Below are 15,722 nucleotides of genomic sequence, written 5' to 3'. Positions count from 1 at the left end.
GTGAACAGATCACCAGCATGAGAAGCAGCCAAAATTGCTTCATGACACGCGCGGGCCTGAAGCGGTGCGCACGCGGGAGGCGTCCTCGGCGTAGAGCGTGTCCCGTAGGAAGTGCAGCACCTCCAGCTGCCACTGGCCCGAGCACAAGCGCGCGAGTTCGCCGGCCCCGGCCCGCTCGGCACTGGCGCTGGTGACGCCCAGGACCGCTACCGCGCTCACCAGCTTCCCGTCCAGGTCACTCACGTAGCGTTCACACAGGAAGACCTGGCTGACGTGCGGGAACGGCAGACCGTCCGGGGCTGATCTGCACCTGCCCGGGCACCAGTTGACGGTCGTGCTCCATGAACGCCAACAGCCGCACGGCCTTCCCGTCCTGGTCCTTCGCGCCCCGAAGCGCCTTGCCGTCCGCCGCCCACGCCGTCAGCCCGGGCCCATCGCCCTTCTGGGCGACCTGCACCGCCACGACTCCCGCCTGCTGCTCGCCGAGCGCGACGTGCGCCGTCTGGCCCCGGCCGTCGCCACCTGGCTGGAGCGCGGCGCCGACCCCGAAGCCGTACAGCGCACGCTGACCGCGTGCCTCCCCCATGAGCCGCTCCGCCACCCGGCCGCGCTCCTGGCCCACCGCCTGACAGAGCTACTCCCGCCCCCCTGCCGTCCAGCCCCAGCCCGCCCGCACCCCTTCCAGACCTGCGACACCTGCGACCGCGCTTTCAGATCCCCTGAACCGGGCCACTGCCGCGACTGCCGCACCGACCCCGACGTCATGGAGGCCGCCTAGCATGAACGTGACGACCCTTGCCCCTGGGCAGAGACGACGAGGAGCGCACGCCATGAGCATCGCCCCGGACGACGCGCGGCGGGACACCCACCACCTGTACCGGACGATGCGGGAGTTCGTTCAGTCGATGGACGACACCCTTCCCGGCAAGTTCGAGATCACCAAGGAAGGGATCGTCCACGACATGATGTCGCCCGTGAAGCAGCACGAACTCACCGCGCTGCGCCTCCGGAAACGCCTCGAGAAGGTCATGCCGGAGGACCTCGTGGCTCACACGGGCACCCCGGACGTGGAGAACGTACCCGAGGGCATCATGCGTCACCCCGATGTGATGCTGATCGCCGAGGCCGACATGGAGGGGGACGGCTCCTTCGACCCGCGCACGCTCATCGCCGCCGTCGAAGTCGTCTCCCGGTCCAATCCGGACAACGACTGGGTGAGCAAAGTACGGGACTACCCGCTGCTGGGTATCCCGCTGTACGTGATCTTCGATCCACGCACGGGCTCGGGCGCAGTGCTGTCGGACATCCACGAGACACCGACCGGCCCGCGCTACGCGACCCGCAAGGACTTCGTGTACGGCGAGGACGTCACCATCGCCGACTGGACCATCTCGACCACGGACCTGCCGCGCTACCCGGAGGGCTGAGACCCAGCGAAAAGATCCGTCTGGAGCACTCCCCCGCGACACCGAACCGGGAGCGCCCGAAGGTGGACCCATGGCAGAAGACACCACCACTCTCGCCGAGCAGACCCCTCCCCCCGTACGGGACTGGCCCGACGCAGGAGTGCAGGGGACCGAGTTCGACCCGGTGCTCGCGGAGCTGATGGAGGAAGGGCCGCTGACGCGGATCCGGCTGCCGCACGGGGAGGAGGAGTGGGCGTGGCTGGCGACGCGCTACGACGACGTGAAGATGATCACGAACGATCCGCGGTTCAGCCGCAGGGAGGCGTCCGTGCGGCAGTTCACGCGGCTGGCGCCGCACTTCGCGCCCAGGCCCGGGGCGCTGGCCTGGGCCGACCAGCCCGACCACAACCGGCTGCGCCGGGCCGCCTCGACCGCGTACACGGTGGGCGCGGTGAAGCGGTTGCGCCCCCGCGTCCAGGAGATGCTCGACGAACTGGTCGACGCCATGGTGCAGGACGGGCCGCCCGCCGATCTGGTGGAGCGGGTCCTCGAACCCCTCCCCATCTCCGTCGTCTGCGAGGTCATGGGCGTTCCCGCGGACGAGCGGCAGAAGGTGCACGACTGGACGCGGGAGATCATCTCCACGGCGGGCGGCGCCGAGGCCTCCGAGCGCGCCAAGAAAGGCCTGTTCGGATGGATCGCGCAGGCCATCCGGGACCGGCAGGACAGCGACGGCGACGACGTCCTGTCGTTGCTCGGCGGTGCGGTGCGCAGCGGTGAGCTCAAGGAGGAGGAGGCGATCAGCGTCGCCGGCCCGCTCCAGATCGGCGGCGAGGCGCTCACCAACAACAGCGGCCAGATGTTCTACCTCCTGATGACCCGGCCCGAGCTGATGGACCGCATGCGCAACGACCCCGCATGCCGCCCCGCCGCCATCGACGAACTGCTCCGCTACATCCCGCACCGCGCCGCCGTCGGCCTCCCCCGCGTCGCCCTGGAGGACGTCGTCATCCAGGGCGTCCGCATCCGGGCGGGCGACCCCGTCTACGTCTCCTACCTGGCCGCCAACCGCGACCCCGACGTCTTCCCCGACCCCGACCGGATCGACGTCGACCGGGACGCCGGAGCGCACATGGCGTTCGGCAACGGACCGCACTACTGCACCGGCGCCGTCCTCTGCCGTATGCAGATCGAGCTGCTGATCGACACCCTGCTGGAGCGCTGCCCGGACCTCCGGCTCGCCATGCCCGCCGAGGAGGTCCCCTTCCGGCAGCAGACGATGATCCGCGGTCCCATCTCCCTGCCGATCGCCTGGTGAACCCGGGTGCCGGAAAACTCGGCGTCCGGACGCCAGGCCCTCCCGCACCGCCGCGTACGCCGGCTTCGTCACGAAGTTCTTGTCCATCAGCGCCGCCGCGCCCTGGCCCGAGAAGACTCCCGGCACCCATGAGTACTTGTCGGTGTAGCCCCACACGGTGAAGGACATGCAGCTGCGCGAGCCGAGGCAGGCATCCAACAGGCCGCGGAAGTAGGTGGCCTGGGTCGCCTGCTTCTCGATCGAAGACCTCGTTCACCACGTCCCACTGGTAGATCCTGCCCTTGAAGTGCTTCACCTCGGTGGTGATGTGGTCGTGGAGGATGCCCCTCAACTCGGCCGCGTCTATCGATCCGTCCGCGACACCCGTCGTCAGCCAGCCCGGCAGCTGGTTGTGCCGGAGCAGTGTGTGACCCCGTACCGCCTGGCCGTGGTCCCGCGCGAAGCGCACCAACGCGTCCGCCTTCGACCAGTCGTAGGTCCCGCGCGTGGGCTCGACGGACTCCCACTTGGCTCGTGTCGCCGTTCCCTCGCATGCCCAGCGTGACGACGCCCTCGAAGTCCTCCTCGACCATCCGCCGGATGCCCTCGCGCCAGTACGCCTTGATCGCGTCCGCGTTGCGCCGGAACGACCACTCCCCCGTACCGCCATACGGGTCATGCCCGGGCGTCACGACGGCTCCGCTGCTGTCGCGCACGGCGGACACGGCGTGCCGGTTTCGTCGGCGTCGAATAGTTTCGGAGCGCGCCCGGAGGCGGCGATGCCCCCGGATACAGCAAAAGGGCCCGTACGACCGAAGTCGTACGGGCCCCTTCAGGAGCTCTGAGGAGCTACCAGGCGATCAAGCCGACAAGACCTACTTGTTGATCTTGGTGACCTGGCCGGCGCCCACGGTCCGGCCACCCTCACGGATGGCGAACTTCAGGCCCTCTTCCATGGCGACGGGCTGGATGAGCTCGACCTTCATCTCAGTGTTGTCGCCCGGCATGACCATCTCCGTGCCCTCGGGGAGGGTCACAACACCGGTCACGTCAGTCGTACGGAAGTAGAACTGCGGACGGTAGTTGTTGAAGAACGGCGTGTGGCGGCCACCCTCGTCCTTGGACAGGATGTAGGCCTGGGCCTCGAACTCGGTGTGCGGCGTGACCGAACCGGGCTTGATGATGACCTGGCCGCGCTCGACGTCCTCACGCTTGATGCCACGGAGGAGCAGACCGACGTTCTCACCGGCCTGGCCCTCGTCGAGCAGCTTGCGGAACATCTCGATGCCGGTGACCGTGGTGGTGGTCTTCTCCGGCTTGATGCCGATGATGTCGACGGTCTCGTTGACCTTCAGGACACCACGCTCGATACGGCCGGTGACGACCGTACCGCGACCGGTGATCGTGAAGACGTCCTCGACGGGCATGAGGAACGGCTTGTCGACGTCACGCTCGGGGGTCGGGATCGCCTCGTCGACGGCGGCCATCAGGTCCAGGACCGACTGGCCCCACTCCTTGTCGCCCTCGAGCGCCTTGAGCGCCGAGACCTTGACGACCGGAACGTCGTCGCCCGGGAACTCGTACTCGGAGAGGAGCTCACGGACCTCGAGCTCGACGAGCTCCAGGATCTCCTCGTCGTCCACCATGTCGGCCTTGTTCAGGGCGACAACGATGTAGGGAACGCCGACCTGGCGGGCCAGGAGCACGTGCTCCTTGGTCTGCGGCATCGGGCCGTCGGTGGCGGCAACCACGAGGATGGCGCCGTCCATCTGCGCCGCACCCGTGATCATGTTCTTGATGTAGTCAGCGTGACCCGGGCAGTCGACGTGGGCGTAGTGACGGCCCTCCGTCTGGTACTCGACGTGCGCGATGGAGATCGTGATACCGCGCTGGCGCTCCTCGGGAGCCTTGTCGATCTGGTCGAAGGCCGAGGCCTCGTTCAGGTCCGGGTACGCGTCGTGCAGCACCTTGGTAATGGCGGCCGTGAGGGTCGTCTTACCGTGGTCGATGTGACCGATGGTGCCGATGTTGACGTGCGGCTTAGTCCGCTCGAACTTCGCCTTCGCCACTGGGTCCTCCTGTGGAGTGGTTCTGGTACGCCTTACTCATCGGCGCCAGGTGATCTTTGCTGGGATGCCGCCCGCCGGGGTTCTCCCCTGCCGGGTGAGCCCCGGCGGTCGGTGTCAAGCCTAAAGCGTGTAAACGGGGTGTGTTACTCGCCCTTGGCCTTCGCGATGATCTCCTCGGCGACGTTCCGGGGAACCTCGGCGTAGGAGTCGAACTGCATCGAGTAGCTTGCGCGACCCGAGGTCTTGCTGCGGAGGTCGCCGACGTAGCCGAACATCTCCGAGAGGGGCACGAGGCCCTTCACGACGCGGGCGCCGCTGCGCTCCTCCATGGCCTGGATCTGGCCACGGCGGGAGTTGAGGTCGCCGATGACATCGCCCATCGACTCCTCGGGCGTGGTGACCTCGACGGCCATCATCGGCTCGAGCAGCACAGGGCTGGCCTTGCGCGCGGCCTCCTTGAAGGCCTGCGAACCGGCGATCTTGAACGCGAGCTCGGAGGAGTCGACCTCGTGGTAGCCACCGTCGAGAAGAATGACGCGGACGCCCGTCATCTCGTAGCCGGCCAGGATGCCGAACTGCATGGCCTCCTGCGCACCGGCGTCCACCGACGGGATGTACTCCCGCGGGATACGGCCACCGGTGACCTTGTTCACGAACTCGTACGCCGGACCATCGGTCTCGGTGATGGGCTCGATCGCGATCTGCACCTTGGCGAACTGACCGGTACCACCGGTCTGCTTCTTGTGCGTGTAGTCGTGACGCTCGACGCCCTTGCGGATCGTCTCGCGGTACGCGACCTGCGGCTTGCCGACGTTGGCCTCGACCTTGAACTCACGGCGCATACGGTCGACCAGCACCTCGAGGTGCAGCTCGCCCATACCACCGATGATGGTCTGGCCGGTCTCCTCGTCCGAGTGAACCTGGAAGGAGGGGTCCTCCTCCGCGAGACGCTGGATGGCGACACCCAGCTTCTCCTGGTCACCCTTGGACTTGGGCTCGATGGCGACCTGAATGACCGGCGCCGGGAAGTCCATGGACTCCAGGATGACCGGGTTCTTGTCGTCCGAAAGCGTCTCACCGGTGGTGGTCTGCTTCAGGCCCATCACGGCGACGATGTCGCCGGCGCCCACCGCATCGATCTCCTCACGCTTGTTCGCGTGCATGCGGTAGATCTTGCCGATGCGCTCCTTCTTGCCCTTGACGGAGTTCAGCACCGCGGTGCCGGACTCCAGGCGGCCCGAGTAGACCCGGACGAAGGTGAGCTTGCCCAGGTGCGGGTCGCTCATGATCTTGAACGCGAGCGCGGAGAGGGGCTCCTCCTCCGACGGCTTGCGCTTGATGACCAGCTCCGGGTCCTTCACGTCGTGGCCCTCGATGGCCTCGACGTCCAGGGGAGTCGGCAGGTAGCGCACGACCGCGTCGAGCAGGGGCTGAACGCCCTTGTTCTTGAACGCGGTGCCACAGAACACCGGGGTGACCGTGACGCCGTCACCCTTGCCGGACGCGATGGTGATGCGACGGATCGCGGCGTACAGCTGCTCCTCGGTGGGCTCCTGGCCCTCCAGGAACAGCTCCATGATCTCGTCGTCGTTCTCCGCGACGGTCTCGACCAGCTTGCCGCGGTACTCCTCGGCAGCCTCGGCGTGCGTGGCGGGGATGTCGACGACGTCGTACATCTCGCCCTTGGCCGCCTCGGCGGACCACACGAGCGCCTTCATGCGGACCAGGTCCACAACGCCCTTGAAGTCCATCTCGGCACCGATCGGCAGCTGCATGATGATCGGAACGGCGCCAAGCCGGTCCTTGATCATGTCCACGCAGCGGTGGAACTCGGCGCCGGTACGGTCCAGCTTGTTCACGAAGCAGATGCGCGGCACGCCGTAACGGTCGGCCTGACGCCACACCGTCTCGGACTGCGGCTCGACACCGGCGACACCGTCGAACACCGTGACGGCACCGTCGAGGACGCGCAGCGAGCGCTCCACCTCGACCGTGAAGTCGACGTGGCCCGGGGTGTCGATGATGTTGATCGTGTAGTCGTTGTCCTCAAGCGGCCAGTGACAGGTGGTGGCAGCAGAGGTGATCGTGATGCCACGCTCCTGCTCCTGCTCCATCCAGTCCATGGTGGCAGCGCCGTCGTGGACTTCACCGATCTTGTAGCTGACGCCGGTGTAGAAGAGGATCCGCTCGGTGGTGGTCGTCTTGCCCGCGTCGATGTGGGCCATGATCCCGATGTTGCGGACCCTGGCCAGGTCAAGTGAAGTGGTAGCCATAAGGCTTCAGTCTTCTCTCGGTCTCGATGTGGGTTGCGACTACCAGCGGTAGTGCGCGAAGGCCTTGTTGGACTCGGCCATCTTGTGGGTGTCCTCGCGCTTCTTCACAGCGGCACCGAGGCCGTTGGAGGCGTCGAGAAGCTCGTTGAGCAGACGCTCGGTCATGGTCTTCTCGCGACGGGCGCGGGAGTAACCGACGAGCCAGCGCAGCGCGAGCGTGTTGGCGCGACCGGGCTTGACCTCGATCGGAACCTGGTACGTCGCACCACCGACACGGCGGGACTTGACCTCGAGGGTCGGCTTGATGTTCTCCAGCGCGCGCTTCAGCGTGATGATCGGGTCGTTGCCCGTCTTCTCACGCAGACCCTCCATGGCGCCGTAGACGATGCGCTCGGCGGTGGAGCGCTTGCCGTTGAGCAGCACCTTGTTGATGAGGGAGGTCACCAGAGGGGAACCGTAGACCGGGTCGATGATGACCGGGCGCTTCGGGGCGGGGCCCTTACGAGGCATTTCTACTTCTCCTTCTTGGCGCCGTAGCGGCTGCGGGCCTGCTTGCGGTTCTTGACACCCTGGGTGTCGAGCGAACCACGGATGATCTTGTAGCGAACACCCGGCAGGTCCTTCACACGGCCGCCGCGCACGAGCACGATGGAGTGCTCCTGCAGGTTGTGTCCCTCACCCGGAATGTAAGCGGTGACCTCGATCCCGCTGGTCAGACGCACACGCGCGACCTTACGCAGGGCCGAGTTCGGCTTCTTCGGGGTGGTCGTGAACACACGCGTGCAGACGCCGCGCCGCTGGGGCGAACCCTCGAGTGCGGGCGTCTTGTTCTTCTCGACCTTGTCCTGCCGGCCCTTCCGGACCAGCTGCTGGATCGTAGGCACTACTTCTCCGGTTTCTGTGTGCCGAATGGTGAAGCTAACCTGGAACATCGCCGACCCACGCGGTCGGGTGTGTCGAAACTGCAGACTCTCGCCGCGAGGCGAAAAGGGCGCAGATTGCAGTGGCCGGTTACGGCTCCCCTAGTGCGGTTGAAGGCACGCACGAGAGCCAGGGCACACCCCAGGCACAAGGTCTGAGCGTACCTACCTCACGGACTTCGGTCAAAACAAATGCCTTGGGGCCCGACACGCCGGACTTGTCATGCTTCTTCTGGGGGCGCGTCAAGGCGCCTCGGGCGCTCGGTACGGCGCTCGGCGTCGACAATCTGTGAATGTCGGTGATTCTCCGCGATTTCTCGATGGTTCGGCGCGCATGGCAATCACCGGATGAGTACGTTGATCGGTCGCTGTGCATCGGCCATGGCGCCGATCGGGGGACGGGAGACTCATGACGGCCACGCATTTACCCGGTGACGAGGGGCTGGACGACCGGGTGCCGTTCCTGGCCCGGCTGGAGAGCGCGGACCGCTCCGCGCTGCTGTCCCTCGGCCACGAACTGTCCTTCACCCCCCGCACGGTGCTCCTGCACCAGAGCGAGCCGTCCTCGCACGTCCTGATCGTCACGCACGGCTGGACGAAGGTGACCGCGGCCGCCGCCAATGGCTACGAGGCGCTGCTCGCGCTGCGCGGGCCCGGCGACATCATCGGCGAGTCGGCGGCGCTGACCGGGCGTCCGCGCTCGGCCACGGTCACCGCCCTCGAGCCGGTCCGCACCGTCGCCGTCGTGCGCGAGCACTTCACTGGTTTCCTCGCCCGCTCCCCCGCCGTCTCCTTCGCCCTCCTCGGCCTCACCTCCGACCGCACCCGCGCGGCCGACCGGCGCCGCCTGGAATTCGCCTCCCTGAGTGTCCGCGAACGCTTCGCGGCGCTTCTCCTCGATCTCGCCCGCACCAATGGCCACCGTACGGAGGAGGGCATCGAGCTGTCGGTCCCCCTGAGCAAGCAGGAACTTGCCGGCTCCGTCGGCGCGTCGCGGGAGATGGTCCAGCGACTGCTGAAGGAGCTCCGCGAGCGCGGGGCCGTGGTGACGGGGCGGCGGACGATGGTGATCGTCCGGATGGACGTCCTGCGCCAGATCGCACGACGGTGAGTTCTTCGCGCAGTTCCCCGCGCCCCTGAAGTGGCGCGGGGAACTGCGCGACAAGCCCCCACCGGCCCGCAAAGAGAACAACGCAAGGGGGCCGGGGGCGCAGCCCCCAGATACGGGACGGGTAGGGGCGGCGGGGGCGAAATCCGTCTTCTGTGCACACGGTCACAGTTGAAGTGGGTCATCCGCCCTCACAGCCCGGCCGCCGGGACCGCCAACCTGCTTGCCAGGCAAGGCCTCCACCGAAAGGCGACCAGGCGACCATGACCGACCCCGTGAGCCGGACCATCCTCCTGCTCGACATCGAGAAGTACAGCGACCGGGACGACATCGAGCAGGCCTATCTGCGGCGCATGTTGTACGACATCACCGATCGCACACTGGAAGCCGCCGGCATCGACGAGCGCCTGCGCCTACGCGCCGACCGCGGCGACTCCGTGATGGAACTGATCGACGCCAACGCCTCGGTCACCGCACTCCTGCGCGCCCTGCTCACCGAGGTCCCCGCCCAGCTCCGGGCGGTCAACCGCATGGCCTCCAGCTCCGCCCAGATCCGGCTGCGAGGCGTGGTCGCCACCGGATACGTCGCCGTGGACGAGCACGACGGCTGGGTCGGCTCGGACCTGAACCACGCCTGCCGCCTCCTCGACGCCCAGCTCCTGCGCGCGGCCCTGCGCGAGCGGCCGAACGACTTCGCCCTGTGCGTCTCGGAGGGCGTGCACACGGGGATCGTCCGCCACAGCCACCCCGGCATCCCGGCGGAGGACTTCCACTCGGTGACGGTGGACAGCAAGAACGGACCCCTGCGGGCCTGGCTGCACGGCCCGGTACCGCAGGACACCGAAGACCACAGCGACCCGGTACCGCAGGACACCGAGGACCACAGTGAAAAGGGGGGAACCCCGGCGCCGGGCGACTCGGGGGAGAGCCCGGCGCCGGGGGCGGCGGCAGCGGCGGGGCCGGGCAGGACCGCCGGCCCCGCCGCCCCTGCCCGGCCCGCCACCCCTCCCGGCGGCGTCGTCTTCCACTTCAACGGCTCCCCCAGCTTCGGCGGCAGTCTCGTCGCCGGAGACCAGCACGGCGTCTCCGGCGGCCAGGTCACCGGAGACGTCCACCAGGGCGGGTCCGGGGGTGAGTCGGCGTGACGGTGCCTCCACCCGCGGAGCCGACCCCCGACGACGTACCGCGGCAGGAACCGCACCGGGCCGCCGAGGACGAGGAGCAGGAGCGGACCCAGGAGGCCCGGGCCGCACAGCGCGAACTCGTCGCGCACACCCCGGGATTCATCTTCAGCGAGGCCGCGTCGTTCGGCGGCAGCCTGGTCGGCGGCGCCCAGCACGGCGTCTCCGGCGGCGTGGCCCGTGATGTGTTCATGGGCGGCAAGACGGAGATCCACCACCACACAATGGCGGCGGCCTCGGCGGCGTACGCCTCCGGGGAGATCCCGCAGGCGGACCTCGACGCGCTGTCCGCGGTCTTCGTCGAGAGCCCCGCCTTCGCGTCCGCCCTGGCGCGCCTGCGCGAGGAACGCGTCCTCGTTCTCGCCGGCGCCCACGCCACCGGCCGCAACGCCGCGGCGCTGATGCTCCTGCACCGCCTCGGCGTCCCCGCCGTGCACGCCCTCTCCTCGGAGACGAGCCCCGCGGCCCTCGCCGCCCAGCTCGCCGCACCCGGTGGCCATGTCCTGCGCGACCTGCCGCTGAGCCGCAACCGGCCACTGCGCGATCCCCACCTGCACGCGGCCCGCGACCAGCTCAAGAAGGTCGACGGGTATCTGGTGGTGACCATCGAGAACTCCCCGTTCCTGCTGGGGGCCACTCCTTCGCGGTGGGAGCCGCCGGAGCCGGCCGCCGTGCTGCGCGCGCATCTGGCCGACCACCGACGCGGCGAGGACATCGAGGGCCTCCTCTCCCTCGGCCCCGTTCGGGACTTCCTCTCCCGCGGCGCCCACCGGCCCGCAGAGGCCGCCCGGTTCGCCGCGGAAGTGGCCGGCTACGACGGCAGCGAGGAAGCTGCGGCGCGCCTCGCGGACTTCGGGCAGGCCGCCGTGGAGCAACAGTGCCGGGAGTGGCTGAGCGACCCCGAAGCCACCTTGCGGGACAAGGCGTTCCTCATCTCGCTCGCCGTCTTCGACCAGGCGCCGTACGTTCTCGCCGCCGAGCTCGCCGACAAGCTGTACGTGCACTTCCAGCGGCTTCAGCACCCCGAACGGCCTCCGGAGATCCCGGTGTTCGGACTCGCCGCCGAGACCCGTCTGGAACGGGCGCGGGCCGAGGGCGAGGTCCGGGACGAGGCGACCGAGTGGGGTTCGGTGCCGCAGTTCACGGCGTACTTCCGCAGGGAGAACACCCCGAGCGCCCTGCTCACCGAGGTCTGGACGGGCCATCCGTCGGCCCGGCCCGCGCTGGTCGCCTGGCTGAAGGAGCTGGCCCGCGACGGCCGCCCGGTCGTACGCACCCGGGCCGCCGCGGCCACCGCGCTGCTCGCGCGCGCCGACCTGCCCTCGGCGGTGGCGCTGCTGATCAGTGGCTGGGCCGTCTCGAAGTCGTTCGGCCCCCGGGTCACGGCCGCGAACACGCTCACGCTCGCCCAGCTCCTCGACGCCCCTGTCGTGCTGCGCCTGCTCACCCAGTGGTGCACGGACTCCCACTGGGCCCGCCGCTGGACCGCGATCCGCGCCTTCGGGCTGCTCACACCGCTCCGCCCCGACCTGGCGGGCCCCGCGCTGAGCGCGCTCTCCGCCCGCGCCCGTGCCGGGGGCAGCAGCCCGGCCGAGGCGAACAACCTGATCGAGTCCACGGCCCTGCTGCTCTCGGTCGGGGCCCGGCGCGGCGAGATGCTCTCCGAGCTGGTGCGTCTGCTCCATCACGACACACCGTCCGTCCGCGCGCTGGCGCTGGCCGGGTTCGTCCGTGCCTGCGACAACGACGAGGAGAACGCGCTCGTCGAGTGGTACGCCACCACGGGCATGTACGAGCCGGACACGGCCCGCGATCTCGCCACCCTCTGGCGCACCGCGCTCGGCGACCGCGCGCACACCCGCGGCGCCCTGGAGGCCCTGCACACCTGGGTGTACGTGGCCGAGCACCGCGCGGAGTCGGCGCGTGCGCTGGAGTATCTGCTCCCCGCGCTGGTCGTGACGGCCGACGACCACAAGCGCCTCCGTCACGAGCTGCTCAATCTGCGCGCCCCCGACGGCGGCCCGCGCCCACCGATCGCCGACCGGCTGATCGGCGTACTGACCCCCTCCACCGCAGAGCCATCGAGGAGTTGAACCATGGCGGAGTTCCGCCGTCAGCCGGAGTGGCAGCAGGACGCCAACCGGCACAGCACACTGATCGACCCGGTGCTCACCGTGCGGCCGATCGCCCGCTTCGACTACACCGCCAGACGGCCGGTCACCGCGATCGACCACGCGCTGGTCTTCGTCACCGCCAAGGGCTCGTACGACGTCTACATCCCGCCGCACCGGCCGACCCGCTCGGACGCGGCGACCCGCCGCTACACCTCCGTGTACGAGGTGGACATGGGCAGCCATCCGGTGCAGCTGGACCTGGAGCTGCCCAGCGACGACGACGCGTTCTCCTTCGGCGCCACCGCCGATCTGACCTGGCGGGTCGCCGATCCGATCGGGTACGTGGCGAGCGGTGAGCGTGATGTGCCCACCCGGCTGACCCGTGAACTCCACCAGTTCGCACGGCCGGTCAGCCGGCGCTTCCCCATCGAGGACAGCCCATCGGCCGAGCGCGCGGTCCAACAGGCCGTGGAGACGGGCGGTTTCGCGACGGGCATCGGCCTCTCCGTGACGTGTGTCGTACGACTTCGCCTCGACGACGACGCGATCGCGCACCGGCGGCGGCAGCGGAGCCTGCGCTACGAGTCCGAAATGCTCGACCCCGAGCACGAGTTCAGGCTGCGCCAGGCCCGGCAGCAGCACGAACTGGAAGTCCTGCGCCAGCAGCAGCACCACCAGTTGATGGCCGAGAAGATCAACTTCTACCAGTACCACCTCCAGCACGGCGGTGTCGGCGCCTGGGCGATGCATCTCGCCCAGCATCCCGAGGACACCCAGTTGGTCGTCGGCTCCATCCAGAAGGATCAACTTTCCTTCATCAAGAGCGAGCTGGAACTGATCGCCGGTGACTCGCTGGAGGACTTCCAGAAGGCGGAGTCCGCCCGCTCCATGCTGCCGAAGATCAACGACCTGATCCAGCAGCAGGCGGCGCCGGAGCAGAGCGCGCTGCCCCCGGGTGCGGCGCCCGGACAGCCGTACGTACCGCCGCAGCTGCCGTACCCCGGCCAGACCCCGCCACCACCGTCGGCCCAGCCACCGTACGGCTCCGCACCGCAGTACCAGCCACCGGCGCCGTACGCGGCCACTCCCTACGGTCAGCCGCAGCCGCCGGGCGGGCCGTACACCCAGCCGCCCGCCCCGCAGACGCCGAGCGCCTCCTACGGGCCCCCTTCGCCGCAGGCGCCGGCCGCCCCGTACGCCCAGCCGGCACCGCCCTACGCGGCCACGGGCCCCGCTCCCGCCGTACCCCCGGCTCCGGGTGTCGACGAGCCCGCCGGGCCCGGCGTACCGCCGCAGGACTCCCCCGAGGCGGGCCCCGCGTGACCACCACCCCGGACACCCACGCGGGCGCCCGAACCGCCGAGCGGCTGCTCACCGAACTGCGGGGCGAGATCGCCCGGGCCGACAGCAAGGCGTCCGTGCTGGTGGCGGCGCTCGGGATGACGGCGGGGGTGCTCAGCGGACTGCTGGCCGGGCGGGGCTGGACGCCGAGGGAACTGTCCTGGGCCGGCACCGCCCTGTGGTGGGCCGGTGCCGCCGCCCTGGCGCTCTCCCTGTTCGCGCTGCTCCTCGCCGTACTCCCCCGCTACCGCATCGGCTCCTGGGCCCCAGGGCAGCCGCTGTGCTACTTCGGCGACATCCAACAGGCCGTACGCGAAGGCCGGTTGGCCGCCGCGCTCGCCGACACCGACCACGACCCCGCCGCCGGACTCACGGCGGCCCTCACCGAGACCAGCCGTATCGCCGCCCGCAAGCACCAGTGGATCCGCACCGGTCTGATCGCCTTCTGCACCGGCACGGCGCTGCTGCCCACCGCGCTGCTCATCGGCTGACGTCCCCATCCGAAGGAGCCCCAGATGTCCCAGCCACCAGGCCCCGCTTATCCGGAGCCCCAGTACCCGGGCGCGGCCCCGCCTCCGCCGCAATACCCGGGCCCCGCCGCCCCCACACCGCCGCAATACCCCGGCGCCACCACTCCCCCGCCGCCGCAATACCCAGGCGCCGCCGCCCCCACACCGCCGCAATACCCCGGCGCCACCACTCCCCCGCCGCCGCAATACCCAGGCGCCGCCGCCCCCACACCGCCGCAATACCCCGGCGCCACCACTCCCCCGCCGCAATACCCGGAGCCGCAGTACCCGGGGACCGCCGCCGCGCCTCCCTCCTACCCGCAGGCCGCCCCCGCCCAGCCCCAGTACCCGACGGCCCCGCCCGCCCACCCCGGCCCGGCCCCGCAGTACCCCGGAGCCGCGGCCCCGTACCCGGGCACCGCCCCGCAGTACCCGGCTCAGCACCCGCAGCAGGCCCCCTTCGTGCCGCAGCAGCCCGTCGCCCCCGACGACCTCGACTACCGCCATCAGGGCCGCCGCATGCATGTGGCGGCCCATCAGCGCGGCGCGGACGCCACCGCCATAGGGCAGCTGGCGACCCAGGTCCCGAGCTTCCTGGTGAGCCTCGCGGTGGTCGCGGCGTTCGCCGTGGCGATGTTCGGCACGGCCGTGGGCTGGCTGGTCGTCCTGGCCTGGCTGGCCTCCGGGGCCCTCGTCTTCCACCGGCCCGCCGAGCTGCTCTTCGCCCGGCGCGCCTTCAAGCTGCGGGCACCGCTGGCGGCGGAGCGGGCCCGTCTGGAGCCGATCTGGCGCGAGGTCACCGCTCGCGCGGGCATCGAGGCGGACACCTACGAACTGATGGTGGAGAACAGCGACGACCTGAACGCGTCCGCGGTGGCCGGGCACGTCGTCGGGGTCACCACGTACGCGCTCAACAAGATCCCGAGCAGCAACCTCGCCGCCGTACTCGCCCATGAACTCGGCCACCACGTCGGCGGTCACGCCTGGGCGGGCCTGCTCGGTTACTGGTACTCGCTGCCCGGCCGGATCGCCTGGGCCCTGACCCGGGGACTCGCCAGAATCGCGATCGCCGTCGCCAGTGTCTTCTCGGCGGCCGCGACGGGGATTCTCGTCCTCTTCATGGGGATGTTCGTGGTGATGGGCTTCCTCGTCGCCTGGTACATCACCGTCCCCCTCGTGATCGCGCCCTATCTGCTCGCCTACGCGGGCCGCCAGGGCGAGCTGCGCGCCGACCAGCAGGCCGCCGCCCTCGGTTTCGCGACCGAGATGGTCCAGGTGCTGCACCACTTCCAGGCGGAGGAGGACGCCATGAAGGCGTACGCCGCCGCGCGCGGCAAGAGGCTCAAGGAGCCGGGCGGCCTGGCCAAGCTCCTGACCACCCACCCCGACAACATCACCCGCATCCGCGCCCTGGAGCCGTACCTCCCACTGCCGCGCTGACAAACGCCGAAGGGCGGTCACCCCGAACCCGGGGTGACCGCCCTTCAGTTACTGCGAAGCGACT

14 protein-coding genes and 3 pseudogenes are annotated in these 15,722 nt (G+C 69.7%); 8 read left to right on the top strand and 9 right to left on the bottom strand.

Features of this window, described 5'->3' with window-relative positions:
* Positions 1-39 precede the first annotated feature (39 nt).
* A complete protein-coding gene (locus tag OG390_RS31035; protein WP_406172726.1) occupies positions 40-243 on the bottom strand; it encodes a hypothetical protein in 204 nt (67 codons plus the stop codon).
* Between the two features lie 7 nt (positions 244-250).
* Positions 251-586: a hypothetical protein gene (locus tag OG390_RS31030; protein ID WP_406172725.1), complete on the bottom strand. Its 336-nt coding sequence runs from the start codon at positions 584-586 to the stop codon at positions 251-253.
* Positions 587-830: 244 nt separating this feature from the next.
* Between OG390_RS31030 and OG390_RS31025 the strand changes: the two genes are divergently transcribed.
* Together OG390_RS31025 and OG390_RS31020 are read left to right on the top strand one after the other, a co-directional pair.
* Complete coding sequence (locus OG390_RS31025) at positions 831-1,427, top strand: Uma2 family endonuclease (protein WP_406172724.1); 597 nt, start codon at positions 831-833, stop codon at positions 1,425-1,427.
* Positions 1,428-1,497: 70 nt separating this feature from the next.
* Positions 1,498-2,724 carry a cytochrome P450 gene (locus OG390_RS31020; RefSeq protein ID WP_406172723.1) on the top strand — a complete coding sequence of 409 codons (1,227 nt, stop codon included), beginning with the start codon at positions 1,498-1,500 and terminating at the stop codon, positions 2,722-2,724.
* A 102-nt stretch (positions 2,725-2,826) separates the two neighbouring features.
* Here OG390_RS31020 and OG390_RS31015 read toward each other — a convergent pair.
* The 7 genes and pseudogenes from OG390_RS31015 to rpsL form a co-directional block, all read right to left on the bottom strand.
* A pseudogene (locus OG390_RS31015) lies at positions 2,827-2,922 on the bottom strand (endo-1,4-beta-xylanase); the annotation flags it as partial.
* Positions 2,923-3,021: 99 nt separating this feature from the next.
* A pseudogene (locus OG390_RS31010) lies at positions 3,022-3,178 on the bottom strand (endo-1,4-beta-xylanase); the annotation flags it as partial.
* A 55-nt stretch (positions 3,179-3,233) separates the two neighbouring features.
* Positions 3,234-3,440 (bottom strand): annotated as a pseudogene (locus OG390_RS31005) (glycosyl hydrolase 115 family protein); the annotation flags it as partial.
* A gap of 138 nt (positions 3,441-3,578) precedes the next feature.
* Positions 3,579-4,772 (bottom strand): elongation factor Tu, encoded by a 1,194-nt coding sequence (gene tuf, locus OG390_RS31000; RefSeq protein WP_406172722.1) that lies wholly within the window; start codon positions 4,770-4,772, stop codon positions 3,579-3,581.
* A 143-nt stretch (positions 4,773-4,915) separates the two neighbouring features.
* Complete coding sequence (gene fusA, locus OG390_RS30995) at positions 4,916-7,045, bottom strand: elongation factor G (protein WP_406172721.1); 2,130 nt, start codon at positions 7,043-7,045, stop codon at positions 4,916-4,918.
* Between the two features lie 39 nt (positions 7,046-7,084).
* On the bottom strand, positions 7,085-7,555 hold the full coding sequence (rpsG, locus tag OG390_RS30990) for a 30S ribosomal protein S7 (RefSeq protein WP_003992340.1): 471 nt from the start codon (positions 7,553-7,555) through the stop codon (positions 7,085-7,087).
* A gap of 2 nt (positions 7,556-7,557) precedes the next feature.
* Positions 7,558-7,929, bottom strand: coding sequence for a 30S ribosomal protein S12 (gene rpsL / locus OG390_RS30985; RefSeq protein ID WP_003948652.1), 372 nt, complete (start codon positions 7,927-7,929; stop codon positions 7,558-7,560).
* 445 nt (positions 7,930-8,374) lie between these two features.
* Here rpsL and OG390_RS30980 point away from each other — a divergent pair, with 445 nt between their 5' ends.
* The 6 genes from OG390_RS30980 to OG390_RS30955 all read left to right on the top strand — a co-directional run bounded on the left by OG390_RS30980 (position 8,375) and on the right by OG390_RS30955 (position 15,658).
* Positions 8,375-9,076, top strand: coding sequence for a Crp/Fnr family transcriptional regulator (locus tag OG390_RS30980; RefSeq protein ID WP_399077232.1), 702 nt, complete (start codon positions 8,375-8,377; stop codon positions 9,074-9,076).
* A gap of 260 nt (positions 9,077-9,336) precedes the next feature.
* Positions 9,337-10,218, top strand: a complete 882-nt coding sequence (locus OG390_RS30975; RefSeq protein ID WP_406172720.1) for a hypothetical protein — start codon at positions 9,337-9,339, stop codon at positions 10,216-10,218.
* On the top strand, positions 10,215-12,347 hold the full coding sequence (locus OG390_RS30970) for a hypothetical protein (RefSeq protein WP_406172719.1): 2,133 nt from the start codon (positions 10,215-10,217) through the stop codon (positions 12,345-12,347). The genes OG390_RS30975 and OG390_RS30970 overlap by 4 nt, the downstream gene beginning before the upstream one ends.
* A gap of 3 nt (positions 12,348-12,350) precedes the next feature.
* On the top strand, positions 12,351-13,691 hold the full coding sequence (locus OG390_RS30965; RefSeq protein ID WP_406172718.1) for a PE-PGRS family protein: 1,341 nt from the start codon (positions 12,351-12,353) through the stop codon (positions 13,689-13,691).
* Positions 13,688-14,200, top strand: a complete 513-nt coding sequence (locus tag OG390_RS30960) for a Pycsar system effector family protein (RefSeq protein ID WP_406172717.1) — start codon at positions 13,688-13,690, stop codon at positions 14,198-14,200. The genes OG390_RS30965 and OG390_RS30960 overlap by 4 nt, the downstream gene beginning before the upstream one ends.
* A 24-nt stretch (positions 14,201-14,224) precedes the next feature.
* Positions 14,225-15,658 (top strand): M48 family metalloprotease, encoded by a 1,434-nt coding sequence (locus OG390_RS30955; RefSeq protein WP_406172716.1) that lies wholly within the window; start codon positions 14,225-14,227, stop codon positions 15,656-15,658.
* The last annotated feature ends 64 nt before the right edge of the window (positions 15,659-15,722 follow it).

Origin of the sequence: Streptomyces sp. NBC_00996 (genome assembly GCF_045162675.1) — a bacterium.
Classification (GTDB): domain Bacteria; phylum Actinomycetota; class Actinomycetes; order Streptomycetales; family Streptomycetaceae; genus Streptomyces.
This window is presented reverse-complemented; position numbering and strand designations above follow the sequence as displayed.

What these genes read in the sequence shown, in the direction of transcription:
- OG390_RS31030 (WP_406172725.1), bottom strand. Translation starts at nt 586, where the DNA reads ATGGGGGAGGCACGCGGTCAGCGTGCGCTGTACGGCTTCGGGGTCGGC.
- OG390_RS31025 (WP_406172724.1), top strand. Translation starts at nt 831, where the DNA reads ATGAGCATCGCCCCGGACGACGCGCGGCGGGACACCCACCACCTGTAC.
- OG390_RS31020 (WP_406172723.1), top strand. Translation starts at nt 1,498, where the DNA reads ATGGCAGAAGACACCACCACTCTCGCCGAGCAGACCCCTCCCCCCGTA.
- fusA (WP_406172721.1), bottom strand. Translation starts at nt 7,045, where the DNA reads ATGGCTACCACTTCACTTGACCTGGCCAGGGTCCGCAACATCGGGATC.
- rpsG (WP_003992340.1), bottom strand. Translation starts at nt 7,555, where the DNA reads ATGCCTCGTAAGGGCCCCGCCCCGAAGCGCCCGGTCATCATCGACCCG.
- OG390_RS30980 (WP_399077232.1), top strand. Translation starts at nt 8,375, where the DNA reads ATGACGGCCACGCATTTACCCGGTGACGAGGGGCTGGACGACCGGGTG.
- OG390_RS30975 (WP_406172720.1), top strand. Translation starts at nt 9,337, where the DNA reads ATGACCGACCCCGTGAGCCGGACCATCCTCCTGCTCGACATCGAGAAG.
- OG390_RS30965 (WP_406172718.1), top strand. Translation starts at nt 12,351, where the DNA reads ATGGCGGAGTTCCGCCGTCAGCCGGAGTGGCAGCAGGACGCCAACCGG.
- OG390_RS30955 (WP_406172716.1), top strand. Translation starts at nt 14,225, where the DNA reads ATGTCCCAGCCACCAGGCCCCGCTTATCCGGAGCCCCAGTACCCGGGC.